The following is a 23,442-nucleotide window of genomic DNA, read 5'->3' as shown; positions in this document are numbered from 1 at the left end:
AATTGCAGGAGTTGGCCGTATAGCAAAGCCGCTCTAACTTGTCTAGTACTGGGGCCGACAACCGGAGAACCGCCATGACGACCACATATGAAGATGCAAAACAGCAGCTTTTGGATGCAATGCTGATCCATGTTCCCTTCGATGGGTGGTCGGAATCCAGTTTTCGCGCCTCCATTTCCGATTGTGGTCTGGATGACGGCCTGGCGCGCGCGATCTGTCCGCGTGGGGCGGTAGATCTGGCGCTGGCGTACCACGCGCGCGGCGATCAGGCGATGCTGGACCGCATCAAGTCCGAGGACCTGAGCGGGCTGAAATTCCGTGACAGGATTGCCGCTGCGGTTCGGTTCCGGTTGCAGGCCGTCGAGGACAAAGAGCTGGTGCGCCGGGGCATGACGCTGTTTTCCTTGCCAACCCATGCGGCAGATGGTGCCAAGGCGGTTTGGCAGACCTGCGATCTGATCTGGGATGCGCTGGGCGACACCTCGGATGATGTGAACTGGTACACGAAACGGGCCACTTTGTCGGGTGTCTATTCCTCGACGCTGCTGTTCTGGCTGGGTGATGACAGCCCGGATCATCAGCGCACGTGGGAGTTTCTGGATCGCCGGATCGCTAATGTCATGGAGTTTGAAAAGTTCAAGGCACAGATGCGCGACAACCCGGTGTTGAAACCGTTTCTGGCGGTTCCGAACTGGCTGGCGGGTCAGGTGAAGGCTCCGGTAAAAATGCGGGCCGATCTTCCGGGGATGCTGAACCCCCGAAAGTAGCGCGTCTTGGTGCTGGGCCTTGGCCCTGATGCCTGTTAGGCATTGGGCAAAGGAGGTGCCTATGACCCAGATGATGCGCGCTGTTGAGATCACCGAACCGGGTGGTCCCGATGTTTTGCAACTGACCGAGCGTCCGATTCCCGAACCGGGTGCAGGGCAGGTCGTTCTGAAAGTGGCCTATGCCGGGGTGAACCGCCCGGATGCGTTGCAGCGCGCGGGCGCTTACGATCCGCCGCCCGGTGCCAGCGACCTGCCGGGGCTTGAGGCTTCGGGCGAAGTGGTCTCGGTCGGGGCCGGGGTCGAAGGACTGTCCGTCGGCGATCAGGTCTGCGCGTTGCTGCCGGGCGGCGGCTATGCCGAATATGTCGCCACCCCTGCGGCCCATTGCCTGCCGGTCCCTGCCGGCATGGGACTGAAAGAGGCGGCCTGCCTGCCCGAGACCTTTTTCACCGTCTGGTCCAACGTGTTCACGCGGGGCGGGCTGAAGGCAGGCGAGAGATTTCTGGTCCATGGTGGCTCGAGCGGGATTGGCACGACGGCCATCCAGTTGGCCAATGCTTTTGGGGCCCGCGTTTTTGCCACCGCAGGGTCGGATGAAAAATGCGAGGCTTGCGTCAAATTGGGTGCGGAAAGGGCGATCAACTACCGCGATGAGGACTTTGTGGCCGTCATGCGGGCCGAAGGCGGGGCAAACCTGATCCTCGACATGGTCGGTGGCGACTATATCCCGCGCAACGTCAAAGCTCTGGCCGAGGATGGGCGGCTGGTCCAGATCGCGTTTCTGCAAGGCCCGGTGGTCGAGCTGAACTTTGCCCTGATGATGGTCAAGCGCCTGACCCTGACCGGCAGCACCCTGCGCCCGCAAAGCGATCTGGCCAAGGCCCGGATTGCGCAGGACCTGCGCGAAGCTGTCTGGCCTCTGCTTGAGGCCGGCAAGGTTGCGCCTGTCATGGACAGCGAGTTTGATCTGGCCGAGGCTGCCGCCGCCCATGCACGCATGGAAAGCTCGGGCCATATTGGCAAGATCGTTCTGAACGTCGCGGGCTGAACTCTGCGCGCGCGGGGCAGACCCGCGCGTTCACGCAACCGCGCGGCGGTACAGGTGCCATGTGGCATGACCCAGAACCGGCATCACTATGATCAGGCCCAACAGCATCGGCAGGGCTCCCAGAAACAGAAGGGCCGCCACGATGAAACCCCAGGTCAAGATGACGCCGGGGTTGTGACGCAACACGCGAAACGACGTCACGACCGCCACCGGCAATCCGACTTGCCGGTCAAGAAGTAACGGAAAGCTGACGACGCTGACGGCCAGAGCGCAAAGAGCGAATACGAAACCAACGGCGAGTCCGACAACCATCATGGTCCAGCCGGCAGTCGTCGTGAAAGCCTGCGTGGCAAAAGTGCCAAGTGATGCGGGGGCTTCAGGCCCCATTGTATGCGTATAGATGCTCTGCGCCACCATCAGCCAGATCAGCAGAAGCATCACCAGATAGAAGCCCAAAACCAGAATTGCGCCGAATGCCGGTGAGCGGAATACGCCGAACGCATCCAGCCAATGCACCGTGCTGCCTTGTTCACGTTTGCGGCTGATCTCGTACAAACCCACAGCTGCCACCGGACCGATCAAGGCAAAACCTGCGACGAGAGGCGCCAGAAGTGGAACCATGTTGACGTTCAGGGCAAAGCCGAACATCAAAAGCCCCGCGATCGGGTAGATCAACACAATGAATATGGCATCCGCCCGTGTTTCGACAAAGTCGTGATACCCCGCCCGCAGGCAAGCGCGCAGATCCTGCACCGTCAATGTCTGCACCATCGGCAAGTGTTTGGTATCTGCGCTTCCGAGTTGTGAAACGCTATCCGAGACATGATCACTGGCCGCCCCCAGATTCCGGGCGGCCCAACTGATCGGATTTCCGATTGTTTTAGCCATTTTCATCCCCTTTCCTGGCGAGAATTGCGCCGCGGAATGGATCCGGCATTTGGTTGTCCGCGGCCGGACCAGCCGACAACGCCTGGTCGCAGTATAGCACAGTTTGGCGGAATCCTGATCAACACTGTGGCACCAGACGGATTGCCCTGCATTGCAGTCATGTTAGCTTGATGTCAGGCAAGAGGAGGTCAGGATGCAGACAACAGCGAAAACGGTGGTATTGCACGAATTCGGCGGGCCCGAGGTGTTGCGGATCGAAGACAGGCCATTGGGCGACCCCGGACCGGGTGAAATACGTATCCGCCATCATGCCTGCGGTCTTAATTTCATCGATGTTTATCAACGCACTGGATTGTATCCCCTGGAACTCCCCCATGCTTTGGGGATGGAAGCGGCGGGTGTCGTCGAGGCCGTCGGGGACGGGGTAACGCACCTGCAACCCGGTCAACGGGCCGCGTATGCGGCAGCCCCGCCCGGCGCGTATTGCGAGGCCCGCGTCATGCCTGCGGCACAGGTGTGCCCTCTGCCGGACGACATCTCTTTCGACGCTGCCGCGGCTATGATGTTGAAGGGCTTGACGGTTGAGTACCTGTTTCACCGAACCACTCCGCTGAAACGCGGGGATACTGTGCTGTTCCATGCAGCGGCGGGCGGGGTCGGACTGATCGCCTGCCAATGGGCGAAATCCGAAGGGATCACCCTGATCGGTACGGCGGGGACCGACGAGAAATGCAGCCTCGCCCGGTTCAACGGGGCTGCGCATTGCATCAACTACCGATCCGAGAATTTCGCCGAACGGGTGGCCGAGATCACCAAAGGCAAGGGCGTGGACGTGGTGATGGATTCCGTCGGGGCGGACACGTTCGATGGGTCGCTGAACTGCCTGAAACCCTTGGGGATGATGATTTCCTTCGGCAACGCCTCAGGGCCGGTGCCGCCATTCGATATCGGTGTTCTGGGTCGGAAAGGATCGCTCAAGATCACCCGACCCACCTTGTTCACCCATATTGCGGACCACTCCGTGTGTCAGGCAATGGCGCGCCGCTTGTTCGGCAAGGTCGAGGGCAGAGAGGTCAAGATCCACATCGATCAGCGCTTTGCGCTGGATCAGGTGGCCGATGCACATCGCGCGTTGGAAGCGCGGCAGACGACCGGCAGTACGATTCTGGACCTTTGATGCGAAACCCGGCCTGTCAGGCCGGGTTCAACTTTATCCGGAGTGCCGTTCAGAACCGGTAAGAGACACGAACCTGCAATGTGGTTGCGTCGACATCCACATTGTTTCCGTTGAAGTTATCGAATTCGTGGTACAGCAGCTCTCCGCCAATGCTGACATTCGGGGCCACGATCTGTTCATAGCCTGCGCCGATGAACCACCCGTCATCACTGCCCAGGGTGTCGGTGCCCGCTTCGGCGTAGCCTGCCGTGCCGTACAGCAAACCTTGCGGGTTTACCTTGTAGCCGGCGCGCGCTTTCAACCGCCAGACATCTTCAACAGTTGCCGCGCCGGACAGGCCCACGTCAGTCCAGTCATAGTCAAAACCGCCGCCAACGACCCAGTCGCCCAGATCATAGTCGTAACCCAGGATGATACCACCGATTACGCCATCGCCGTCGACCCCGGACAGGCTGGTGTCCACATCGGCATAACCCAGTTGCAGACCGCCATAAAACCCGGTCCAGTTGCCCGAGGATTGCGCCATTGCCGATCCCGCGACCACGGTTGCGACAGTGGTGATGAGAGCCAATTTCAAAGTCATCTCATTTCCTTTCGATTGTCACTCTGCTCAAGTGAAATTCAGTTCACCTATGCAGACCATTACGATCCGCTCGCGTTATCGGATCAGTGATACCTACGAATTCCAGCCCGTATTCTGGCGTTGAAACAAAAAACAGACACGCCGGTGCCCTCTGAAAACGGCCACTTCTGATAAAGATGAGATAGGACGAAATGAGAGGTCTTCAAACGACATGCGGCGGCGGAACATTCCGCCGCCGACACGTCTGAAAGTTTCAGCGGGTTATTGCTTCTGCAATTCAGCAGGGGTCTTGTCCGCGATGTCTTCCCATTTTGCGCCCGCGCTTTCGATAAAGCCCGGGATGTCGCCTTCCCAGCGTTCCTGGATGTCTTCCGACAGGTTCAGGTACAGCTTGTTGTCGACGATTTTCCAGTAGTTCGGGTCGCCGTCGAACTTGAAGCCCATGGCTGTGCCAAAGGCACAGTAGCCCCCGTAGGCAGGCAGGTAGGCTTCCGGGTTGGCTTCGAAGGCGGCTTTGTTTTCCTCGGACGAGAAACGGTACAGCGCATCGTCGTGCAGCGCGGTGATGCGATAGTCGCCCTTGGTCGCTTCACCAACGGTGAAATAGGCAACCGGGTCATAACCCTGCATGGCCAGACCAGTCGAGCTTGCGTTGATGTCCACACCAGCGGCCAGAGCGGATGTTGCCAGTGCAACGGACAGAGCGACGCCACCGATCAGAGATTTAAACTTGTTCATTGTTCCACCTTTCGTGAAAGGAGCCTCGTCTGTGTGCCGATCGAGGGCCCCGGATTGTTGTCCTGTGTGGCCCGTAATTGACCGTCACGACAGCGATCTGGGAAGCAGGCGGATCACGTTCAAAACAATGAATCGTGATTGTGCGTCAGAGAGGAGCGTCTGTTCAAAAATGCAGACCTGACATTACGCGTCCGGTTCAAAATCCAGAACAAACGCGATGACTTTGCAGACCGCCATTTCACATGGCCTCAGCAGGGCGCCGCTGAGGCGTGTCTGATACAGGTTCATGCTGATATAGTCGGTGCCGCCCAATTCGTGCGCAACCAGCTTGTGGGATTTCCCCTTTGCCATCTGTTGGCGCACGACGACATAGCGCCGATCCCCCGATGAACCGGTAAAACTGCCTTCGGGCAGCGCGAAAAACGCGGAAACGAAAGCGTCCGGCGGTGTCACGACTTTCCGATTTTCGGTTCAGTCCCGGCCTTGATCCGTGCGACGTTGGTGCTGTGACGCCAATAGATCAGAAGGGTCAGGATAATCCCCAGGATAAAGGATTGTCCGTTTGTCAGAACCAGCACCCAGGTCGTTGAAAGCGCGGCCGCGGCCAGCGCGCCGACCGAAGATATCCGCCAGATCGCCGCCGCCACCAACCAGCTGAGACAGCACGCAACTCCGACGCGCCAGTCCAGCGCCAGCCAGAGGCCCAGAAAGGTGGCCACGCCTTTCCCGCCCTTGAAACCCAGCCAGATGGGAAAGCAATGACCCAGAAAGGCAAAAAGGGCTGCGATCTGTGCGGCGTCTTCTCCGGCATAAGCACGGGCAATCAGAACCGCCACCGCGCCCTTGGCCGCGTCGAACAGCAAGGTCAGCGCCGCGGCGGCTTTGTTGCCGGTGCGCAGGACGTTGGTTGCGCCGATATTTCCGGATCCGATTTCGCGCAGATTTCCCAACCCCATGACCTTGGCAAGCAGCAGGCCGAAGGGAACGGAGCCCATCAGATATCCAACCACCGCCCACTGGAGCAGTTCGCTAGTCGAGTTGTCGATCGGGGGCATCAGGAACTCCGGAACACTTCTTTACCTGCAACATAGGTCGAAATGACCTTACCTTGCATCCGCTGGCCGTCAAATGGAGTGTTCTGAGATTTGGATTTTAAGGCAAAGCGATCAAGCACAAAAGGCACATCCGGGTCGAACAGAACCAGATCCGCCGGGGCGCCTTCCGACAATCGGCCGCTTTCCAGACCAAGCCGTTTGGCCGGGTTCAATGCCATCGCCCGGAACAGGGTTGGCAGGTCCAACTGGTCGGCATGATACAGGCGCAATGCCGCAGGCAACAGCGTTTCCAGCGCCACCGCGCCCGAGGCGGCTTCTTCGAACGGCAGCCGTTTGCTTTCCTCGTCCTGCGGTGTGTGCATCGAACTGATCGTGTCGATCAGACCAGTGCGCACCGCCTCGATCACCGCCTGCCGGTCATCCTCGGACCGCAACGGAGGCTTGACCTTGAAGAAGGTGCGATAGTCGGCCACGTCCAGCTCGTTCAGCGTCAGGTGATGGATCGAGGTGCCAGCGGTGATGTCCAGCCCGTTGCGCTTGGCCCGTTCCAGCGCCGGCAGGGCGCGGGCCGTGGTGATCTGATCCGCGTGATAGGCCGCGCCCGTCATTTCGAGCAGCGCGATGTCACGGTCCAGCCCCATGCGCTCGGCCATGGGCGAGACCGCAGGCAATCCGCGCAGGGCGGCGAATTTGCCGCTGGTGGCCGCGGCGCCATGGCTCAGGCCCGGATCCTGAGGGTGGGCAATCACCAGCGCGCCGCAGGATTTCGCATAGGTCAGTGCGCGGGAAAACACCTTGGTATTGGTGATGACGTGATCGCAATCGGTGAAGGCCACGGCGCCTGCGTCCTGCAAGAACCCGATTTCCGTCATCTCACGCCCGTTGCGCCCCTTGGTCAGCGCGGCCATCGGCAGAACGTTGACCGGTGCATCCGCCTGAGCACGCCGGGTCGCGAATTCCAGCGTTTCCGGTGTATCGACCGCCGGCAGTGTATCCGGGCGGGTGACGATGGTGGTCACACCACCGGCCGCGGCAGCGAGACCCGCGGATTTGTAGCTTTCCTTGTGCCGCTCGCCCGGCTCGCAGACCTTGACGCCGATATCCACGATGCCGGGGGCGAGGCACTTGCCGCCGCAGTCGATGACCTGAGCGTCAGCGACGGGCGCGTCCCCGTAGCCCTTGCCCTGAATAAGGCCGTCGGCAATGTGCAGCCAGCCGGGATTGTCCGTGCCGGTTTCAGGGTCGATCAGGCGGGCATTGGTGAAGATCAGGGTGGTCATGGAATGGCCCTTTCAATCGCGGCTTTGGTGGCGGCCGGGTCTGACTGGTACTTGATCAGATGCTTGTCGCCGGATTTGGTGACAACCTGGACGAAGCTGCCCATGATATTCACGGCGGTGATCTGGTTCAGCGGCACGCTGCGTCCGCCGGGACCGGTCAGTGTTGTGTCTGACATTTCCCAATTGGCGACCAACTCTTCCGAGGCCAGATACCAGGCGCGTATGCCGATGGCAGCAAGGCCGGCGGGGGCTCCGGTCCAGACGTAGGGATTGCCGATCAGCCAAAGCACGATCATCGCACCGGCCATGGCCACAGCAGCCAGCCAGGCGTTGGTGCGGATATAGGCCCCCTTGTCCGGGGCGAAGATCACAGGATCAGCCATAAGATGCCTCCGAAGACCAAAAGCGCGACCAATGCCAGTATGGCCGATCCGACGCGGCGGGGGGTGTCACCCGCTGTGACGGTTTGCGGAGCGGAAAAGGGCTTGGCGCTTTCGGTTTCAATGGTCCCCCCGGTCCAGTTCGTGGCCTCTTCCGTGAACAGGCCGATCAGGCGCAGGCGCGGATCGGGGTTCAGCGTCGCCGGGTGCCCGTTGAAAGCCGCGCTGCGAAGGACCATGACCCAACCGTCGACAGAGGCCAGAGCGTTCCGGTCCAGCTGATCCGCAGACACGCCGCAGCCCTCGGTCAGGTAGCCGTACAGGCCGAGGTCCTCGAGGTCGGAGACCGGGAAAACATCGATGTGGCTGGAATCCAGCCCGTCGACCCCAAGCACCTGATCGGCGGCACCCGGTTCGCGCAGGAACTTCGCCTCTTCCGGGCGCATGTCCAGCGTAAACAGGCGCAAAACGCCGCGTTCGTGGGGGGCAACGGTCAGATCGCTCATGCGGCCTCGCGCAGATTGCGGGCCAGCAGGTCCATGGCGGCCATTCGGACGGCGACACCCATTTCCACCTGTTCCTGAATGACGGACCGGTTGATGTCGTCCGCCAATGTGCCGTCGATCTCGACCCCGCGATTCATCGGGCCGGGATGCATCACGATCGCGTCTGGCTTGGCCTGCGCCAGCTTTGCGGCGTCCAGCCCGTAGCGGTGGTAGTATTCGCGTTCCGAGGGGATGAACCCGCCATCCATCCGTTCTTTCTGAAGGCGCAGCATCATGACGACGTCAACATCCTTCAGGCCCTCGTTCATGTCATCGTAGATCTCGGCCCCGAACTCGGCGAATTGCGCGGGCACCAGCGTCGGCGGCCCAATCAGGCGGATGCGGTTTTCCATCTTGCCCAGCAGGATCAGGTTCGAGCGGGCCACGCGGGAATGGGCCACGTCCCCGCAGATCGCGATGTTCAGCCGGTGCAGGCGACCCTTGGCGCGACGGATGGTCAGGGCGTCCAGCAGGGCTTGCGTGGGGTGTTCATGTTTGCCGTCACCGGCGTTCAGAACGGCGCAATTGACCTTCTGCGCCAGCAGATCGACCGCGCCGGAATGCGGGTGCCGCACCACCAGAAGATCCGGGTGCATCGCATTCAGCGTCATCGCCGTGTCGATCAGTGTTTCACCTTTCTTGATCGAACTGGCCTGCATCGCCATGTTCATCACATCCGCACCCAGGCGCTTGCCCGCCAGTTCGAAACTGGCCTGTGTGCGGGTCGAGTTTTCAAAGAACATGTTGATCTGGGTCAGCCCCGACAGAACGTCCGAATGCTTGGTCGACTGGCGGTTCATGGCGACATAGGTCTCGGCCAGATCCAGAATTTCGGTGATATCGGATTGCGACAGATGCTCGATGCCAAGAAGGTGACGATGGGCGAAACGCATGGGCGGGCTCCTGTCTGACAATCGCGCCGCTTATAGGAAGCCGGGCGGCGCAAGGCAACCTAAGGTTCCGTACCCTCAGGCAGTTTTTCGCAGCCGCCCTCGGGCAGGCATTGCTGGCCCGGCTTGCACCATTTGCCATAGCCGCAGTCGATCGCCTTGATCGGTACGCACCCTTGATGGGCCGAGCATTTGAAACCGGGACGGCATTGTGATCCAGTTTCCTCGCACAGGAACCATCCCGGACGAGAGCATCCCCCGCTGGGCAGGCAGGACGAGCCACGCGCGCAGGTTCTGCCATCAGCGCAAGTGGTCGGAGGCGTCGTATCCAGTTCGGGTGCGCTTCGTTCACACTCGCCACGACCATTGCAGAAACTGTCGCCCGGACAATCCAGCCGCGACGCGCATTTGTTCAGGCCTGCGGGCGCACATCTGAGTCCACCCGCAACGCAGCGTTCGAACGGACCGCAACTGCGCCCGCCGCCGCAATAGGTGCCGCCCAGCGGAATGCAATGGCCATCAAAACTGCATCTTTGCCCGCCTGAACAGCATGTGCTGCCGCATTTGAACTGACCCCCACGGCACTGCCCGTGTTTGTCGTGAAACGTGGCCAATGCCGGATCACCAGTGACAACCAGCACTAGTCCAATGATGAGGAATCGCAGAAATCTGAGCATCGCAGGCCGATGGTCGGCGCGACAGAGCGACCGATCAAGCCCTATTCGCTTTCCCTCAGCCCTCAGGCGGGTAAGTTATCACTATGGAATCGGGTTTGGACTATTATTCTGCGCGGGCGCTGCTGGAATGGCAGATCGAACTGGGCGCCACCGAGGCAATCGGAGATGCGCCGGTTGACCGGTACGCGTTGCCCGACACCACGGCCAAACCCAAGAAAGCAGAAGCGCGCCCCGCCGCCCCGGCGAAGCCACGGGATGTAGACCCAGTAGCAATCGCAGGATCCGCAGCACAGGGCGCGGGATCGCTGGATCAGCTGCGCGCAGCGATGGACGCTTTCGAACATTGCGAGCTCAAACGCGGTGCGCGGCAGTTGGTCTTTGCCGATGGGACCCCCGGCGCACGGGTTATGATCATCGGCGAGGCGCCGGGCCGCGATGAGGACCGCGAAGGCAAGCCCTTTGTCGGCCGTGCGGGCCAATTGCTGGACCGGATGCTGGCGGCAATTGATCTGGATCGTCGCGAGAACGTCTATATCACCAACGTGCTGCCATGGCGGCCCCCGCAGAACCGCGACCCCAAACCCGAAGAGATCGGGACGATGAAGCCGTTCCTGGAACGTCATGTGGCCCTGGCCAGGCCAGAGGTTCTGGTGGTGATGGGGAATATCAGCTGTCAGGCCGTGCTTGGCAAACGCGGCATCACCCGCCTGCGCGGCAAATGGGATCAGGCGATGGATCTGCCGGTGATTCCGATGTTCCACCCGGCTTATCTGCTGCGACAACCGCAGATGAAACGGCAGGCCTGGGCGGATCTGCTGGAACTGAAAGCGCGGCTGCGAGGTGCAACATGAAGGTTCTGGCATTCTCTGATCTGCACATGGCGCGCAACCGTGCGACCGATCTGGTTGCCGCCAGCGCCGAGGCTGATCTGGTCATCGGCGCCGGTGATTATTGCAATTCGCGTCAGGGGCTGGACGAGGCGATGCAGATGCTGTCCGGCATTTCGGCCCCGCTGGTCCTGATCCCGGGAAACGCGGAAAGTGCAGAAGAGCTGGGCAATGCGGCCCCGGACGGTGTTCATGTCCTGCATGGGTCTGGCATGACCATAGACGGCTTGCGCTTGTTTGGCCTTGGCTACGGCGTACCACCGACTCCGTTCGGAGCCTGGTCCTGTGATCTGACAGAAGGTGAGGCGTCCGAGATGCTCGACCGGTGTGAAACGGCTGATGTCCTGATCGTTCATTCTCCGCCCAAAGGGTATGGGGATCAGACTTCGCAAGGCCTTTCGGTCGGATCAACTGCCATACGAGATGCGGTGGAACGCCTTCAGCCGGGGTTTGCGTTCTTTGGCCATGTGCATGAAAGCTGGGGCTATCGAGGGTCCTTGGGCCGAACACAACTGGCCAATCTGGGACCGAAACCGAATTGGTTTGAAGTAGGCCCATGACCGAAACCTTCCCCTTGTTGGCGCCCATTCGGCAGTTTGTGAACCCCGGGGCGGGATCATTGCCGTCGGAGTGTTTATCGTGAACGGGCTGCATGTCGGCAACCGGCGCGCCTCGCGTATTATTGGTTGGATCACGGGGCGTATATGTTCCGCCCTCGCAATCCGACATGTCATGATGGAAAGGGCCTGACGCAAGATGTCACGCATTGACGAAACCATGGAGTTCATCCCCGTCAGAATTGCCGTTCTGACCGTTTCGGACACCAGATCGATGGACGAAGATCGCTCGGGGCAGACATTGGTGGACCGGATCGAAAAAGCGGGCCATGTGGTTGCGGATCGCCAGATCATCCGGGACGAGCGCGACCAGATCGCCGAACAATTGCGTGCATGGGTGGCTGATGAGCAGATCGATGTCGTGATCTCGACCGGCGGAACGGGTCTGACCGGGCGGGACGTGACAGTCGAGGCGCATCGGGACGTGTACGAAAAAGAGATCGACGCATTTGGTACCGTCTTCACTATCATCTCGATGGAAAAAATCGGCACCTCGGCGGTGCAGTCCCGTGCAACCGGGGGCGTTGCGGGGGGAACATACCTGTTTGCATTGCCCGGCAGCCCGGGGGCCTGCAAGGATGCGTGGGATGGGATTTTGGAAAAACAGTTCGATTACCGGCATCGCCCCTGCAATTTTGTGGAAATAATGCCCAGATTGGACGAACACCTGCGACGGAAGTAGACTGGTCGTACGTTCAATTCCGTATAACCGCTTTGTGGCTTGGCATAATTCGTGATCCGGCTACATGTTGTGGACGGCAGCTTGGTGCAACCGGGGTAACTGTTTGATGCGATTTCTACGGCAGAGTCTTGTCGGTATCTTTCTGGCGTTCCTGACGCTTGCTCTGCTGTTTGTTGCTGCGCAGATCATCATGGGTGCTGTTCAAGACGTCCTGACGCGTGAGGACCCTGCGCCCGCCGCTCGGGAACGGGTCTTTGCGGTTGCAGTGCGTCAGGCCGAGGCGGAAACCGTTATCCCCTATCTCGAAGCATTCGGAGAGGTCCAGAGCCGGCGCAGGCTGGAATTGCGCGCGGCACTGGGTGGCCGTGTTGTTGCCCTGGCAGAGGATTTTGTGGATGGCGGAACGGTAACTGCCGGGGAAGTTCTGGTTGAACTGGATCCGGCGGATGCCCAATCCGCGCTGGATCGGGCCAAGTCCGATCTTTTGGACGCACAATTCGAAGAACGTGATGCCGAACGGTCTCTGCTGCTGGCGCAGGACGAATTGAAATCGGCCGAGGCGCAAGCCGAACTGCGGGAACGGGCGCTGCAACGGCAACGCGATCTGGAGTCCCGAGGGGTAGGCGCCGCCGCCAGCGTGGAAGAGGCGGAACTGGCGGCTGCGTCAGCCCAACAGGCCGTTCTGGCGCGTCGTATCGCGCTTGCACAGGCTGAATCCCGCGTCGATCAGGCAACGACATTGTTGGCGCGGGCGGAGATAGCCCTGGAGGCGGCGGAACGCGATCTTGACGATATGACCATTCGGGCCGGTTTCAGCGGCACCCTGACCGATGTGACGCTTGTGGAAGGGCGCTTGGTGTCGGCAAATGAAAAACTGGCTGAACTTGTTGATCCAAACGCTCTTGAAGTGGCATTCCGGGTGTCAACGGCACAATATGTGCGTCTGTTGGACGAGAATGACAGGCTGATCAACGCACCGGTGACGGTTTCGCTTGAGGTGACGGGCACCGATCTGACCGCGACAGGCTATATCAGCCGTGACAGCGGGTCAGCGGGCGAGGGCCGGACCGGACGTTTGATCTATGCGCGTCTGCAAGAAGCATCCGGGTTCAAGCCAGAAGATTTCGTCACCGTCTCGGTTCAGGAACAACCGCTTGCCAACGTGTTCCGCTTGCCGTCTTCGGCATTGGATGCCTCGGGAACGGTTCTGGTGCTGGGTGCGGATGACCGTCTGGAAAGCTTGCCGGTGCAGCTTGTCCGCAGACAGGGTGACGAGGTTTTGCTGCGGGGCGACGGGTTGGAAGGGCGCGAGGTCGTCATCGGTCGCACGCCATTGCTTGGGCCTGGCGTGCGGGTGCGGCCCTTGCGGCTTGAGGCCGGGGCAGACCCGGGCATGGTCGAGCTGTCAGATGCGAAACGCGCTGAACTCGTGGCCCGGGTCGAGGCCAACGAAACCATGCCTCAGGATGAAAAAACTCAGGTTCTCGGTCAGTTGCGGTCAGCGCGCGTGCCTTCATCTCTGGTGCGGCGCATTGAAACCAAGGCCGGGGGCTGAGCGTCATGATGCGCGAGATACCTGGCGCAGCGGGTGGCCTTCTCAGTTACTTCACACGGCACCGGACGGTGGCCAATTTGCTGCTGCTGGTGATGCTGGTTCTGGGTGCGGCTGCCATTCCGAACATGCGGGCGCAGTTCTTTCCGGATGTCATTCTGGAACGCATCGATGTGACCGTCTCGTGGGAAGGTGCAGGCCCCGAGGACATGGATGCCGGTATCGTGCAGTTGTTGGAACCTGCGCTGCTGGCCGTTGAAGGGGTAACCAGTACCGAGGCCAGTTCACACCCAAGTTGGACCCGCGTCAGACTGGAGTTCGAGCCGAACTGGGACATGTCCCGCGCGGTCGAAGATGTCCGGTCCGCGATAGACGGTGTGACGGATCTGCCCGAAGGCTCGGAAGAACCTGAAATTCGACGCGGCGCTTGGCGGGATCGGGTTACGGATGTCGTTATCAGTGGCCCCACCGACACCAATCAACTGGCGAAGCTGACGGATGAGTTCATCAACCGCTTGTTCTCGGCGGGCGTCACGCGTACCGAAATCAGGGGCATTGCCGCGCCCCAGATCATTGTCGAGATCACCACGGCGCAATTGATCGCCAATGACATCACCATGGAAGAGATCGCATCGGCGATTGCGGGCGAGGTCAGCACCGATCCCGCTGGTGAGGTTGAGGGCGCAGGTGCGCGTATCCGGGCCGGAACCGAAAAGCGGACCCCGGAACAGATCGAAGACATCGCGCTGCGGACCTTTGCCAACGGGTCGAAGCTGAAAGTCGGTGATATCGCCAGGATTCGGGTCGAAGGTGTCACACGGCATCGCAGTTATTTCGTTGACGACGATCCGGCCATGTCCATCCGGGTCGACCGGTCAAATCTGGGCGATGCGATAGACATCCAGCACACGGTCGAAGATGTTGCCCGCGAAATGCAGGCCAGCTTGCCCGAAGGTGTGAAGATTGAGCTGATCCGCACCCGCGCCCAGGCCATAACCGACCGATTGAACATCCTGGTCAACAACGGGTTGATGGGTCTTGGCCTTGTCGTCTGCCTTCTGTTCTTGTTCCTCAACGCGCGCATCGCCTTCTGGGTTGCGGCAGGTATCCCGGTGGCGATGTCAGCGGCAATTGCGTTGATGTATCTGGGGGGATTGTCGCTGAACATGGTGTCGCTGTTCGGTCTGATCATCACGCTGGGCATCGTGGTAGATGACGCCATCGTGGTGGGGGAACACGCGGATTTCCGCGCCCGGCGTTTGGGTGAGCCGCCTGTCGTGGCTGCGGAACGTGCGGCGCGGCGAATGGCCATGCCGGTGCTGGCTGCGACCGTCACGACGGTAATCGCGTTCTTCGGTCTGACTCTGGTGGGTGGGCGGTTCGGCGAACTGATCCGCGACATTCCTTTTACAGTGATTGCTGTACTGATCGCTTCGCTGGTCGAATGCTTCCTGATCCTTCCCAACCACATGGCACACGCCATCGCACATTCGGCCAAGGAACACTGGTATGACCTGCCCAACCGGGTCGTCAATCGTGGTTTCCGTTGGGTTCGGGATCACCTGTTCCGCCCGTTGATCGCCTGGGTGATATGGGCGCGTTACGTGGTCGTGGCGCTGATGATCGCGGTACTGGCCAGCCAGGTCGCGCTGTTCATTCGCGGCGACGTGAACTGGCGTTTTTTCAATGCACCAGAGCGAAGTTCCGTGACCGGCGGCTTTATCATGCGCGAAGGCTCGACGCGATCAGATACGCTGGAAATGATGCGCCTTCTGCAACAGGCGGTCAATGATCTGGGCCAGATCTACGAAGAGCGTCACGGCCGCAATCCGATCGACTATGTCCTGGCCGAGGTTGGCGGCAACGCAGGCCGACAGTTGGCTGCTGCGGATGGTAAGGATGGCAGTTTGTTGGGCGGTATCTCGATCGAGCTTATCGATGCCGATCTGCGCCCTTACTCGAGTTTCGAATTTGTCGGAGAGTTGCAGGAATTCGCGCCGCGCCATCCCAAGCTCGAAGTGGTAAGCTTCCGCGGTTGGCGGTCCGGCCCTGGCGGCGATGCCATCGATGTGCAGTTTTTCGGCTCTGATGTGAGCGTTCTCAAGGCCGCGTCCGAAGACTTGCAGGCCGAGCTGTCGAAATTCCCCGAAGTCTCGGCGCTGGAAGACAACCTGGCTTATGACAAGGAAGAGTTCATCCTGGACCTGACCGCGCAGGGAGAGGCGCTGGGATTCCGGATTGAAACGCTGGGTCGCGCCCTGCGCAATCGCCTGAACGGCATCGAAGCGGCGACATTCCCGGACGGGCCACGCAGTGCCGAGATCCGTGTGGAACTGCCTGAGGGCGAACTGACGGCAGATTTCCTCGAGCGTACGCTGATGCGGTCTCCTGACGGGGTTTACGTACCGCTGGCCGACATCGTATCTGTCGAGCGTAAATCCGGTTTCTCGACGGTTCGGCGCGAAAACGGCCTGAGGGTTGTTTCGGTCTACGGCGACATCTCGGAAGATGATCCGGCACGCGCCACCGAAATCGAACGGGCGATGCAGGAAGAAATTCTGCCCGATATCGCAGCCGAGCGGCAAGTTGAGTGGCGCATGTCGGGTCTGAGTGAACAGGAAAATGAATTCCTTGCCGAAGCCCGCACCGGTTTGATCCTGTGCCTGACAGGTATCTACCTTGTACTGGCCTGGGTGTTCGCCAGCTGGACACGGCCAGTGGTTGTCATGGCAATCATCCCTTTCGGCCTCGTTGGTGCGATCTGGGGCCACTACATCTGGGAAGTGCCGCTCAGCATGTTCACGGTGGTCGGATTGCTGGGCATGACGGGGATCATCATCAACGACTCGATCGTTCTGGTGACGACGATAGATGCCTATCAAAAAGACCGAGGTCTGGTTCCGTCCATTGTCGAAGGTACCGCAGACAGGTTGCGGCCGGTGATGCTGACCACTTTGACCACGGTTCTTGGACTTGCGCCGTTGCTTTACGAAGGCTCGCAACAGGCACAATTCCTCAAGCCAACCGTGATCACGCTGGTTTACGGTCTTGGGTTCGGGATGCTGCTGGTTCTGATCCTGGTGCCTGCCCTGCTGGCGATCCTCAATGACGTGGCGCGTCCGATGACAGCCATGCGCCGCGCCGCGCGGGCACCCGACCGGGTGGTTCGGGGGGCGCTGGCGGCAACCGGGGCCGCATTGGCTGTCTGGTTCGGCCTGACGATGATATGGCCCGCGGTTACCGGCGTGCCGCTTGGTGTGCTGCAAGGCCTCTATGCGGGTGGAGATGGCATTGCGGTGCTGCGAATGGGGTTGGGTGCATTCCTGGCCGGGGCAATTCTGATCCTGGTCCTGAGCGTGGTGCTGTCAGGTTTGCTTTATGGGCGGCTGACAAGATCGGCCGATGCCTGATCCGCGCGGATCGCGTGTTCCAAAAGGTCGATGACCCGCGCGCTCATCGGCAAGTCGCCCCGGCGTATCTGCTCGATGGCAAACCAGCGGGCATCCAGCGCGTCGTCACCAGCCTGTGGTGTGCCGGACCGATAGCGGCAGGCAACGCCGACCAACAGGTAATGGGACAGAACCCGCCCCGCCTTGTCGTGACGCAGCAGATCCAGGTTTCTCAGGTAATGAGACGGTTCCGCAATCACCGAGGTTTCTTCCTGCAACTCGCGCTGCGCCGCCTGCAAAACGGTTTCACCCCACTCCACGTGGCCGCCGGGGAACCCCCACAGCCCTTTGTCCGGCTGTTTGCTGCGCTGAACCAGAAGAACCTTGCTCTGATGCAGAACAACCGCCAACGCACCGATCTTGGGGGATTGGCTCATGCAGTCAGCCCGCGCTACAGCCCAGAATATCGACGGCGTGATCGGAACCCAGAACAGTGATCCGGATCTCGGACCGGTCCAGTGCAAAAGGTGCACCTGATGCGTGTATGATTTCCGCTTCAGCCACCAATGTATCCCCCTGCCTTCGAGACACAGGCTGCGAGGCCCAAAGCGAAGGATTGCCGGGTTCGATAACGGCGACTTCACGGCCACCCGCTGACGGCATCGTCATCCGCGCCTCGATCCGCATTCCGTCTTTCGTAGGCGTCAGATTGCAGGTGGTCTTGGTGACACGGGCCTCGCGCGCGGAATAGGGCCTTTGCGCCATCGCTGCGGCAATCGCCGGGTTGCGATCAGCGTCCGCGTCGAGCGTGTGGTCGAAATCCAGGCGTTCCGGGATGCAAACGTCTTTGCAGACCCCCAGATCCATCCTGCCTTTCAGGTGGACCGGTTTTGCCGGGTTGCGCGGAGTGACCTTGATGGGCAGGACCAGCTGGTTTTCATAGCCAATCGATTGCAGGCCATCCTGATCGAAGATTTCGGGCGCGGGCCAGATGATTTCCACCTGGCCGATATTGCTGGATCGCTTCCAGTCGAACTCGGGCGGGATGCCGGAATCTCCTGGCGCGCGCCAGTAGGTCTTCCAGCCATCCTTGAGCGTCAGCTTCAAAGCGGACATGTAGGTGCCGTTGGCCGCCCGACCACCATCCAGAACATCCAGCTGAACCACGTCATCCAGGCCTTGCGCGGCAACTGGAACGGACAGGCTCAGACACGCGAGTGCGGCGACAGCGGTGGGTTTCATCGACATCTTCATACCCCATAAATGCGCGTCGTTGGCGCGGATTCCAAGTCACGATCCGGTCACCGCGATGAAATCCGTCGAAATACGGGTTCGACTCTTGCAAACTATGGTGCGGCGGGGCCATTGTTGACGTGAACTGACAAAGAGATGACGGCCCATGGACCTGACCGGAAAACTGTTGATTGCGATGCCCGGAATGGGCGATCCGCGATTCGACCATTCGGTAGTGTATATGTGCAGCCATGGCGACGATGGCGCCATGGGATTGATCGTGAACAAGCCTTCGGATCTGCGAATCAAGACGTTGCTGGGGCAACTGAACATCGCCTGTCGTATCCCGGTCATCGGAGAGCGCCTTGTGCATTTTGGTGGCCCGGTCGAGATGTCGCGCGGATTTGTCCTGCACAGCGCCGACTATGAGGCCAACCTGCATTCGATGCATATTTCCGCAGATTTCAGCATGACGGCGACGCTGGATGTGCTTGAAGATCTGGCGTCTGGCAGCGGACCGCTGAATTCGATGCTGACGCTGGGCTATTCCGGCTGGGGGCCAGGCCAGCTTGAGGACGAAATTGCCATGAACGGCTGGCTGACCACCGAAGCCACGACGAAACTTGTCTTCGACGTGCCCGATGACGAAAAATGGGAAGCTGCGTTGGCAACGCTCGGTGTGGATCCTCTGACGTTGTCCGCCAGCGCTGGCCGGGCCTGATCAGCTGTCGCGTGGTGCGGCGGCGCGGCGCAACCTGTCATTGATTGCAGCCCCCAATCCGGTGTTCGGGATCGGAGATACGGCAATTGGTCGCCCGGTCTCGTTCAGCCTGTGAAGGGCTGCAAAGAGGTTCGCGGCCGCCTCGGTCAGACGTCCTTCGACAGACAGGTTCAGGTCGCATTCTACTGGTCCGAAGCCCAGCAGAACCTCATCGCCCTGACGGGCCGTGGCATTCAGGCGAACAGGCGCATCCGGTGCATAATGCGACTGCAACTGTCCCGGAGCGGTCAGCAGATCGCCGGATTGATGCAGGTGTAATCGCATGTTCAGCACGCTTTCGATCCGGTCCAACGCAACGCCACCCGGACGCAGCAATGTGGGCTCTCCGGCCAGACCGACAATGGTGGATTCCAGACCCACCGCACAGGGGCCGTCGTCCAGAACAGCCGCGATCTTTCCGCCAAGACCGGACCACACATGAGCCGCCGTCGTGGGGCTGATCTGACCCGACGGGTTTGCCGAGGGGGCCGCGACCGGTCCGTCAAAGTCGGCCAGCAGCGCACGCGCCGTCGGATGCGCGGGCACGCGCACGGCCAGAGTGTCCAGCCCGGCGGTCACCAGTGAGGAAATCCCGTGTCCTTCGTGCAAAGGCAAAACCAGGGTCAGAGGACCGGGCCAGAAGGCCCGTGCCAGCTGCTCGGCCTGATCCGACCATTGCACAAACCGCTGTGCCGCTTCGACCGAGGCGACATGGGCGATCAGCGGATTGAAGCTGGGCCGTCCCTTGGCCTCGTAGATCGATGCGACGGCCTGACCGTTGCGGGCGTCGCCGCCAAGGCCATAGACCGTTTCGGTCGGAAAGGCGACCAGAAGCCCCTGGCGCAAAAAATCGGCAGCTTGCGCGATGCCGCCGGGATCTGCCGTCAATTCCTGTGTGCCGGATGAGATCATATCTGATGACGCCGCGTTTTGGTTGCCTGGAACTTGAGGAAAGGTAGGTAATCGGTTCAGGCCCACACGCTTACCGGCGCTTGCATTTGATTCCAAGCCCGCCGATGTATTCTGATCCGTTAGACCCCGAGAGAAATCATGCCATATCGCGCCCCAATCTCAGATTATCAATTTCTGCTGGACCATGTCGTCGGGTTCGACCAGGTCGCCGCCACCGAGACTTTCGCAGATGCCAGCGCCGATGTCGTCACGGCCATCCTGACCGAAGCGGCCAAGATGAGCGAAGAGGTTCTGGCCCCGTTGCAGCGTGCTGGTGATCTGGAACCGGCACGGCTTGAGAATGGCGTGCTGCGCAGCTCTCCGGGTTATGCCGATGGCTGGAAGGCGATTGCCGAAGGCGGGTGGATCGGGATCAGCGCTGATCCTGAATATGGCGGTATGGGCCTGCCGATGGCTGTCACCACTGCCGTGAACGAGATGATGAGCGCCGCTTGCCTGTCGTTGCAACTGGCTCCGCTGATGGCGCAGGGCCAGATCGAGGCGTTGGAACATCACGCCAGCGACGAACTGAAGTCGCTGTATCTGCCCAAAATGATTTCCGGCGAATGGTCAGCCACCATGAACCTGACCGAAGCGCAGGCCGGATCGGATGTCGGTGCGCTGACCTCGAAGGCCGAACCAAACGGTGATGGCACATATTCTGTGACCGGGCAGAAGATCTTCATTTCCTGGGGCGATAACGACTTTGCCGAAAATATCTGCCATCTGGTTCTGGCCCGCCTGCCGGACGGTGTGCCCGGCACCAAGGGCATTTCCTTGTTTCTGGTGCCGAAATACATCCCCGATTCGGATGGCAATCCCGGCGTGGCCAACGACCTGAAGGTTGTTTCCGTCGAACACAAGATGGGTCTGCACGGCTCACCCACCTGCGTGATGCAATATGAGGGCGCCAAAGGATGGCTTGTCGGTAAGGAACATGGTGGTATGGCGGCCATGTTTACCATGATGAACAACGCCCGCCTGGGCGTGGGTGGCCAGGGTGTGGGCGTTGCGGAAGGCGCCTATCAGCACGCTTTGGCCTATGCGCTGGAACGCAAGCAGGGCAGGACGCCTTCGGGGACGATCATCGATCATGCGGATGTGCGTCGCATGATCATGGATATGCGCGCCGATATCTTTGCAGCTCGGGCGATTCTTCTGGCCAACGCGACCGCGATTGATATGGCGAAAGCCACAGGCGACGCCGATTGGGCCGCGCGGGCTGCGTTGTTGACGCCAATCGGCAAAAACTTTGGGGCCCGGACCGGAATACGCGTGGCCGAAACCGGCGTGCAGGTGCATGGCGGCATGGGCTTTGTCGAAGAAACAGGTGCGGCGCAGTATTCCCGCGATGTTCGCGTAACCGCGATCTACGAGGGAACCGACGGCATTCAGGCCATGGACCTTGTTGCGCGCAAAATGATGGACGGGGGCGAGGCGGCATCGAACCTTCTGGACGAGATCGAAGAACAGGCAGAGCACGCGCGTGCGACGATGCCCGATCTGGCCGGTCCAGTGTGGGAGGCCACGGAAACCCTGCGCGAGGCAACCGAATGGTTGGTGGCGCAGGACGACATGAACGATCGGTTTGCAGGCGCAACGGCATATCTTCTGGCGTTTGCCCGGGTGCTTGGCGGGCACTATCATCTGTCCGCGGCACTGGCCGATCCGGATGGACCACGGGCCAAACTGGCGCGGTACTACATCAACGCTTTGTTGCCCGAGCATTCCGGCCTTCTGGCGCGGGTGCAAAGCGGTGCGGATGACCTCTTTTCGCTCAGCCCGGATGAATTGGCGGCGTGATGGACGGGGATCGCGTATCGGGGATCAGATATCCGTGGGCTGAACCGCCCGCGCCGGGTGAAGCCATCGAGGTTGCCGAGGGCGTCCTGTGGATGCGCCTGCCTCTTCCCATGGCGCTGGATCACGTCAATATCTACGCGCTGGACGATGGCGAAGGTTGGACGGTGATTGACACCGGGCTGTCGTCGAACAAGACGCGGCGTATCTGGGAAACCCTGATGGGCGGGCCTTTGAAAGGCAAACCGATCACCCGTGTGGTGGTGACGCATCATCATCCTGACCATGTCGGCAATGCCGGGTGGTTTCAGTCGGAACACGGGGCCGAGCTGGTCACAAGCCGCACCTCATGGCTGTTTGCGCGGATGCTGACGCTGGATGTGCAGGAAACATGGCCGCAGGAGACGCTTGATTTCTATCGCAGCGCCGGCATGGCGCCCCAGGTTCTGAATGCGCGGATGAAGGATCGCCCCTTCAACTTTGCCGACACGGTCTATCCCATGCCACTGGGCTTTACCCGGATCAAGCAGGGCGACGCGATCCGAATGGGTGGGCGCGACTGGGACGTTCATATGGGCAATGGCCACGCGCCGGAACACGCCACCTTCTGGAGCCGTGACGACAATCTGGTGTTAAGCGGCGATCAGATTCTCAGCTCGATCAGTCCCAATCTGGGCGTCTATGCCACGGAACCGATGGCCGATCCGGTTTCAGCGTGGCTGGAAGCCTGCGAGCGGTTGCAGGCCCATGCCCGGCCCGATCATCTGGTTCTGGGCGGGCACAAGCTGCCGTTTTCGGGCCTGCCGCTTAGGATGAAACAGCTGATCGACAACCACCATGGCGCGTTGGATCGCCTGTTGAAGCATCTGGATCAACCCAGGGCGGCCGCAGATTGTTTTCTGCCACTGTTCAAACGCACGATCCGCGAAGGCGAATATGGGCTTGCGCTTGTTGAGGCGGTTGCGCATGTGAATCATCTCTACCACATTGGTGCAGTAACCCGGACGCAACGCGATGACGGGGCATGGCTGTATCAGCGCAAAGGGTAGAAGAATGCAGGACCAGATCGAAACCTCGGCCGAGGCCGCCGAAGCCGCCGCTTTGCCGCGGTGTCACGAGGTGCACGCGGATCCCAATGCCGAATCCGGTGCCAAGGACCTGCCCGAAGGGTTGAAAAAGCCTGTTGCCAACAAAAGCCCGGCGCAATGGGCTTACGAACGTCTGATCATGTATATCCAGAACTTTGAAAAGACGCTGGACGGCGATCACGAAGTCGCCATGGGCTTTACCGGCGGCGATGCCGGCGTCATGCGGATCGAAGGGATGGGGTATTTCGACCCCGACATGATCACCTTTTACGGATCTGACGGAACCGGGGCCCGTACGCAACTGGTGCAGCATGTCAGTCAGTTGAACGTGATGTTGCGCGCCCTGCCCAAATCGGTCGAGGACAAACCCGCCAACCGCATCGGTTTCCGTCTGGCGGCGGATCTGGAAGACAGCTGACTTGCAATTCACGCCTGCGCGCCTTTGAATGACTGCA

25 protein-coding genes are annotated in these 23,442 nt (G+C 60.5%); 12 read left to right on the top strand and 13 right to left on the bottom strand.

Features of this window, described 5'->3' with window-relative positions:
* Window positions 1-74 precede the first annotated feature (74 nt).
* Together AC2FF8_RS16475 and AC2FF8_RS16470 are read left to right on the top strand one after the other, a co-directional pair.
* Window positions 75-767, top strand: a complete 693-nt coding sequence (locus AC2FF8_RS16475) for a COQ9 family protein (RefSeq protein WP_170346288.1) — start codon at window positions 75-77, stop codon at window positions 765-767.
* A 61-nt stretch (window positions 768-828) separates the two neighbouring features.
* On the top strand, window positions 829-1,815 hold the full coding sequence (locus tag AC2FF8_RS16470) for an NAD(P)H-quinone oxidoreductase (RefSeq protein WP_170346289.1): 987 nt from the start codon (window positions 829-831) through the stop codon (window positions 1,813-1,815).
* Between the two features lie 30 nt (window positions 1,816-1,845).
* On the opposite strand, the gene AC2FF8_RS16465 is transcribed toward AC2FF8_RS16470, so the two are convergent.
* Entirely contained in the window at window positions 1,846-2,703 is an 858-nt protein-coding gene (locus AC2FF8_RS16465) for a DUF2189 domain-containing protein (protein ID WP_210093361.1), read from the bottom strand.
* A 193-nt stretch (window positions 2,704-2,896) separates the two neighbouring features.
* Here AC2FF8_RS16465 and AC2FF8_RS16460 point away from each other — a divergent pair, with 193 nt between their 5' ends.
* Complete coding sequence (locus AC2FF8_RS16460) at window positions 2,897-3,880, top strand: quinone oxidoreductase family protein (RefSeq protein ID WP_496880232.1); 984 nt, start codon at window positions 2,897-2,899, stop codon at window positions 3,878-3,880.
* A 49-nt stretch (window positions 3,881-3,929) separates the two neighbouring features.
* Here the strand turns inward: AC2FF8_RS16460 and AC2FF8_RS16455 are convergent, their stop codons facing one another.
* From AC2FF8_RS16455 to AC2FF8_RS16415, 9 genes are all read right to left on the bottom strand, one after another.
* A complete protein-coding gene (locus AC2FF8_RS16455) occupies window positions 3,930-4,463 on the bottom strand; it encodes an outer membrane protein (RefSeq protein WP_170346292.1) in 534 nt (177 codons plus the stop codon).
* 261 nt (window positions 4,464-4,724) lie between these two features.
* Window positions 4,725-5,201 (bottom strand): YHS domain-containing (seleno)protein, encoded by a 477-nt coding sequence (locus AC2FF8_RS16450; RefSeq protein ID WP_170346293.1) that lies wholly within the window; start codon window positions 5,199-5,201, stop codon window positions 4,725-4,727.
* Between the two features lie 183 nt (window positions 5,202-5,384).
* A complete protein-coding gene (locus AC2FF8_RS16445) occupies window positions 5,385-5,654 on the bottom strand; it encodes a hypothetical protein (RefSeq protein WP_496880231.1) in 270 nt (89 codons plus the stop codon).
* On the bottom strand, window positions 5,651-6,256 hold the full coding sequence (gene plsY / locus AC2FF8_RS16440) for a glycerol-3-phosphate 1-O-acyltransferase PlsY (RefSeq protein ID WP_170346295.1): 606 nt from the start codon (window positions 6,254-6,256) through the stop codon (window positions 5,651-5,653). Before plsY ends, AC2FF8_RS16445 begins: the two co-directional genes overlap by 4 nt.
* Window positions 6,256-7,536: a dihydroorotase gene (gene pyrC / locus AC2FF8_RS16435; RefSeq protein ID WP_496880230.1), complete on the bottom strand. Its 1,281-nt coding sequence runs from the start codon at window positions 7,534-7,536 to the stop codon at window positions 6,256-6,258. The genes plsY and pyrC overlap by 1 nt, the downstream gene beginning before the upstream one ends.
* A complete protein-coding gene (locus AC2FF8_RS16430; protein WP_496880229.1) occupies window positions 7,533-7,919 on the bottom strand; it encodes a hypothetical protein in 387 nt (128 codons plus the stop codon). The genes pyrC and AC2FF8_RS16430 overlap by 4 nt, the downstream gene beginning before the upstream one ends.
* Complete coding sequence (locus AC2FF8_RS16425; protein ID WP_496880228.1) at window positions 7,904-8,422, bottom strand: hypothetical protein; 519 nt, start codon at window positions 8,420-8,422, stop codon at window positions 7,904-7,906. Before AC2FF8_RS16425 ends, AC2FF8_RS16430 begins: the two co-directional genes overlap by 16 nt.
* Window positions 8,419-9,354 carry an aspartate carbamoyltransferase catalytic subunit gene (locus tag AC2FF8_RS16420; protein ID WP_170346299.1) on the bottom strand — a complete coding sequence of 312 codons (936 nt, stop codon included), beginning with the start codon at window positions 9,352-9,354 and terminating at the stop codon, window positions 8,419-8,421. The genes AC2FF8_RS16425 and AC2FF8_RS16420 overlap by 4 nt, the downstream gene beginning before the upstream one ends.
* Window positions 9,355-9,413: 59 nt before the next feature.
* Window positions 9,414-10,028: a scavenger receptor class F, member 2 gene (locus AC2FF8_RS16415; protein ID WP_496880227.1), complete on the bottom strand. Its 615-nt coding sequence runs from the start codon at window positions 10,026-10,028 to the stop codon at window positions 9,414-9,416.
* Window positions 10,029-10,111: 83 nt separating this feature from the next.
* On the opposite strand from AC2FF8_RS16415, the gene AC2FF8_RS16410 reads away from it, so the two are divergent.
* The 5 genes from AC2FF8_RS16410 to AC2FF8_RS16390 all read left to right on the top strand — a co-directional run bounded on the left by AC2FF8_RS16410 (window position 10,112) and on the right by AC2FF8_RS16390 (window position 17,176).
* Window positions 10,112-10,879 carry a uracil-DNA glycosylase gene (locus AC2FF8_RS16410; RefSeq protein ID WP_496880226.1) on the top strand — a complete coding sequence of 256 codons (768 nt, stop codon included), beginning with the start codon at window positions 10,112-10,114 and terminating at the stop codon, window positions 10,877-10,879.
* A complete protein-coding gene (locus tag AC2FF8_RS16405) occupies window positions 10,876-11,475 on the top strand; it encodes a metallophosphoesterase family protein (protein ID WP_496880225.1) in 600 nt (199 codons plus the stop codon). The genes AC2FF8_RS16410 and AC2FF8_RS16405 overlap by 4 nt, the downstream gene beginning before the upstream one ends.
* A gap of 196 nt (window positions 11,476-11,671) precedes the next feature.
* Window positions 11,672-12,214: a molybdenum cofactor biosynthesis protein B gene (gene moaB, locus AC2FF8_RS16400; protein ID WP_496880224.1), complete on the top strand. Its 543-nt coding sequence runs from the start codon at window positions 11,672-11,674 to the stop codon at window positions 12,212-12,214.
* 106 nt (window positions 12,215-12,320) lie between these two features.
* On the top strand, window positions 12,321-13,769 hold the full coding sequence (locus AC2FF8_RS16395) for an efflux RND transporter periplasmic adaptor subunit (RefSeq protein ID WP_496880223.1): 1,449 nt from the start codon (window positions 12,321-12,323) through the stop codon (window positions 13,767-13,769).
* Window positions 13,770-13,774: 5 nt separating this feature from the next.
* Window positions 13,775-17,176 carry an efflux RND transporter permease subunit gene (locus AC2FF8_RS16390; protein WP_496880222.1) on the top strand — a complete coding sequence of 1,134 codons (3,402 nt, stop codon included), beginning with the start codon at window positions 13,775-13,777 and terminating at the stop codon, window positions 17,174-17,176.
* Here AC2FF8_RS16390 and AC2FF8_RS16385 read toward each other — a convergent pair.
* Together AC2FF8_RS16385 and AC2FF8_RS16380 are read right to left on the bottom strand one after the other, a co-directional pair.
* Window positions 17,143-17,592: an NUDIX hydrolase gene (locus tag AC2FF8_RS16385; RefSeq protein WP_496880221.1), complete on the bottom strand. Its 450-nt coding sequence runs from the start codon at window positions 17,590-17,592 to the stop codon at window positions 17,143-17,145. The two genes, AC2FF8_RS16390 and AC2FF8_RS16385, sit on opposite strands and share 34 nt — an antisense overlap.
* A 4-nt stretch (window positions 17,593-17,596) precedes the next feature.
* A complete protein-coding gene (locus AC2FF8_RS16380) occupies window positions 17,597-18,397 on the bottom strand; it encodes a protein-disulfide reductase DsbD domain-containing protein (protein WP_170346307.1) in 801 nt (266 codons plus the stop codon).
* A gap of 157 nt (window positions 18,398-18,554) precedes the next feature.
* Between AC2FF8_RS16380 and AC2FF8_RS16375 the strand changes: the two genes are divergently transcribed.
* Window positions 18,555-19,109, top strand: a complete 555-nt coding sequence (locus tag AC2FF8_RS16375; RefSeq protein ID WP_152456781.1) for a YqgE/AlgH family protein — start codon at window positions 18,555-18,557, stop codon at window positions 19,107-19,109.
* Here the strand turns inward: AC2FF8_RS16375 and AC2FF8_RS16370 are convergent, their stop codons facing one another.
* Window positions 19,110-20,060, bottom strand: coding sequence for an L-threonylcarbamoyladenylate synthase (locus tag AC2FF8_RS16370; protein ID WP_496880220.1), 951 nt, complete (start codon window positions 20,058-20,060; stop codon window positions 19,110-19,112).
* Between the two features lie 138 nt (window positions 20,061-20,198).
* On the opposite strand from AC2FF8_RS16370, the gene AC2FF8_RS16365 reads away from it, so the two are divergent.
* The 3 genes from AC2FF8_RS16365 to AC2FF8_RS16355 are packed head-to-tail and all read left to right on the top strand — an operon-like array spanning window position 20,199 to window position 23,405.
* Window positions 20,199-21,902, top strand: coding sequence for an acyl-CoA dehydrogenase (locus tag AC2FF8_RS16365; protein ID WP_170346309.1), 1,704 nt, complete (start codon window positions 20,199-20,201; stop codon window positions 21,900-21,902).
* Window positions 21,902-22,948: an MBL fold metallo-hydrolase gene (locus tag AC2FF8_RS16360; RefSeq protein ID WP_496880219.1), complete on the top strand. Its 1,047-nt coding sequence runs from the start codon at window positions 21,902-21,904 to the stop codon at window positions 22,946-22,948. Before AC2FF8_RS16365 ends, AC2FF8_RS16360 begins: the two co-directional genes overlap by 1 nt.
* Window positions 22,949-22,952: 4 nt before the next feature.
* Entirely contained in the window at window positions 22,953-23,405 is a 453-nt protein-coding gene (locus tag AC2FF8_RS16355; protein ID WP_170346311.1) for a DUF6173 family protein, read from the top strand.
* Window positions 23,406-23,442: the final 37 nt, after the last annotated feature.

Source organism: Ruegeria sp. YTSA144 (genome assembly GCF_059610125.1).
This window is presented reverse-complemented; position numbering and strand designations above follow the sequence as displayed.

Coding starts and splice junctions, on each gene's coding strand:
- AC2FF8_RS16475 (WP_170346288.1), top strand. CDS start 75: ATGACGACCACATATGAAGATGCAAAACAGCAGCTTTTGGATGCAATG.
- AC2FF8_RS16470 (WP_170346289.1), top strand. CDS start 829: ATGACCCAGATGATGCGCGCTGTTGAGATCACCGAACCGGGTGGTCCC.
- AC2FF8_RS16465 (WP_210093361.1), bottom strand. CDS start 2,703: ATGGCTAAAACAATCGGAAATCCGATCAGTTGGGCCGCCCGGAATCTG.
- AC2FF8_RS16460 (WP_496880232.1), top strand. CDS start 2,897: ATGCAGACAACAGCGAAAACGGTGGTATTGCACGAATTCGGCGGGCCC.
- AC2FF8_RS16455 (WP_170346292.1), bottom strand. CDS start 4,463: ATGACTTTGAAATTGGCTCTCATCACCACTGTCGCAACCGTGGTCGCG.
- AC2FF8_RS16450 (WP_170346293.1), bottom strand. CDS start 5,201: ATGAACAAGTTTAAATCTCTGATCGGTGGCGTCGCTCTGTCCGTTGCA.
- plsY (WP_170346295.1), bottom strand. CDS start 6,256: ATGCCCCCGATCGACAACTCGACTAGCGAACTGCTCCAGTGGGCGGTG.
- pyrC (WP_496880230.1), bottom strand. CDS start 7,536: ATGACCACCCTGATCTTCACCAATGCCCGCCTGATCGACCCTGAAACC.
- AC2FF8_RS16430 (WP_496880229.1), bottom strand. CDS start 7,919: ATGGCTGATCCTGTGATCTTCGCCCCGGACAAGGGGGCCTATATCCGC.
- AC2FF8_RS16425 (WP_496880228.1), bottom strand. CDS start 8,422: ATGAGCGATCTGACCGTTGCCCCCCACGAACGCGGCGTTTTGCGCCTG.
- AC2FF8_RS16420 (WP_170346299.1), bottom strand. CDS start 9,354: ATGCGTTTCGCCCATCGTCACCTTCTTGGCATCGAGCATCTGTCGCAA.
- AC2FF8_RS16415 (WP_496880227.1), bottom strand. CDS start 10,028: ATGCTCAGATTTCTGCGATTCCTCATCATTGGACTAGTGCTGGTTGTC.
- AC2FF8_RS16410 (WP_496880226.1), top strand. CDS start 10,112: ATGGAATCGGGTTTGGACTATTATTCTGCGCGGGCGCTGCTGGAATGG.
- AC2FF8_RS16405 (WP_496880225.1), top strand. CDS start 10,876: ATGAAGGTTCTGGCATTCTCTGATCTGCACATGGCGCGCAACCGTGCG.
- moaB (WP_496880224.1), top strand. CDS start 11,672: ATGTCACGCATTGACGAAACCATGGAGTTCATCCCCGTCAGAATTGCC.
- AC2FF8_RS16395 (WP_496880223.1), top strand. CDS start 12,321: ATGCGATTTCTACGGCAGAGTCTTGTCGGTATCTTTCTGGCGTTCCTG.
- AC2FF8_RS16390 (WP_496880222.1), top strand. CDS start 13,775: ATGATGCGCGAGATACCTGGCGCAGCGGGTGGCCTTCTCAGTTACTTC.
- AC2FF8_RS16385 (WP_496880221.1), bottom strand. CDS start 17,592: ATGAGCCAATCCCCCAAGATCGGTGCGTTGGCGGTTGTTCTGCATCAG.
- AC2FF8_RS16380 (WP_170346307.1), bottom strand. CDS start 18,397: ATGAAACCCACCGCTGTCGCCGCACTCGCGTGTCTGAGCCTGTCCGTT.
- AC2FF8_RS16375 (WP_152456781.1), top strand. CDS start 18,555: ATGGACCTGACCGGAAAACTGTTGATTGCGATGCCCGGAATGGGCGAT.
- AC2FF8_RS16370 (WP_496880220.1), bottom strand. CDS start 20,060: ATGATCTCATCCGGCACACAGGAATTGACGGCAGATCCCGGCGGCATC.
- AC2FF8_RS16365 (WP_170346309.1), top strand. CDS start 20,199: ATGCCATATCGCGCCCCAATCTCAGATTATCAATTTCTGCTGGACCAT.
- AC2FF8_RS16360 (WP_496880219.1), top strand. CDS start 21,902: ATGGACGGGGATCGCGTATCGGGGATCAGATATCCGTGGGCTGAACCG.
- AC2FF8_RS16355 (WP_170346311.1), top strand. CDS start 22,953: ATGCAGGACCAGATCGAAACCTCGGCCGAGGCCGCCGAAGCCGCCGCT.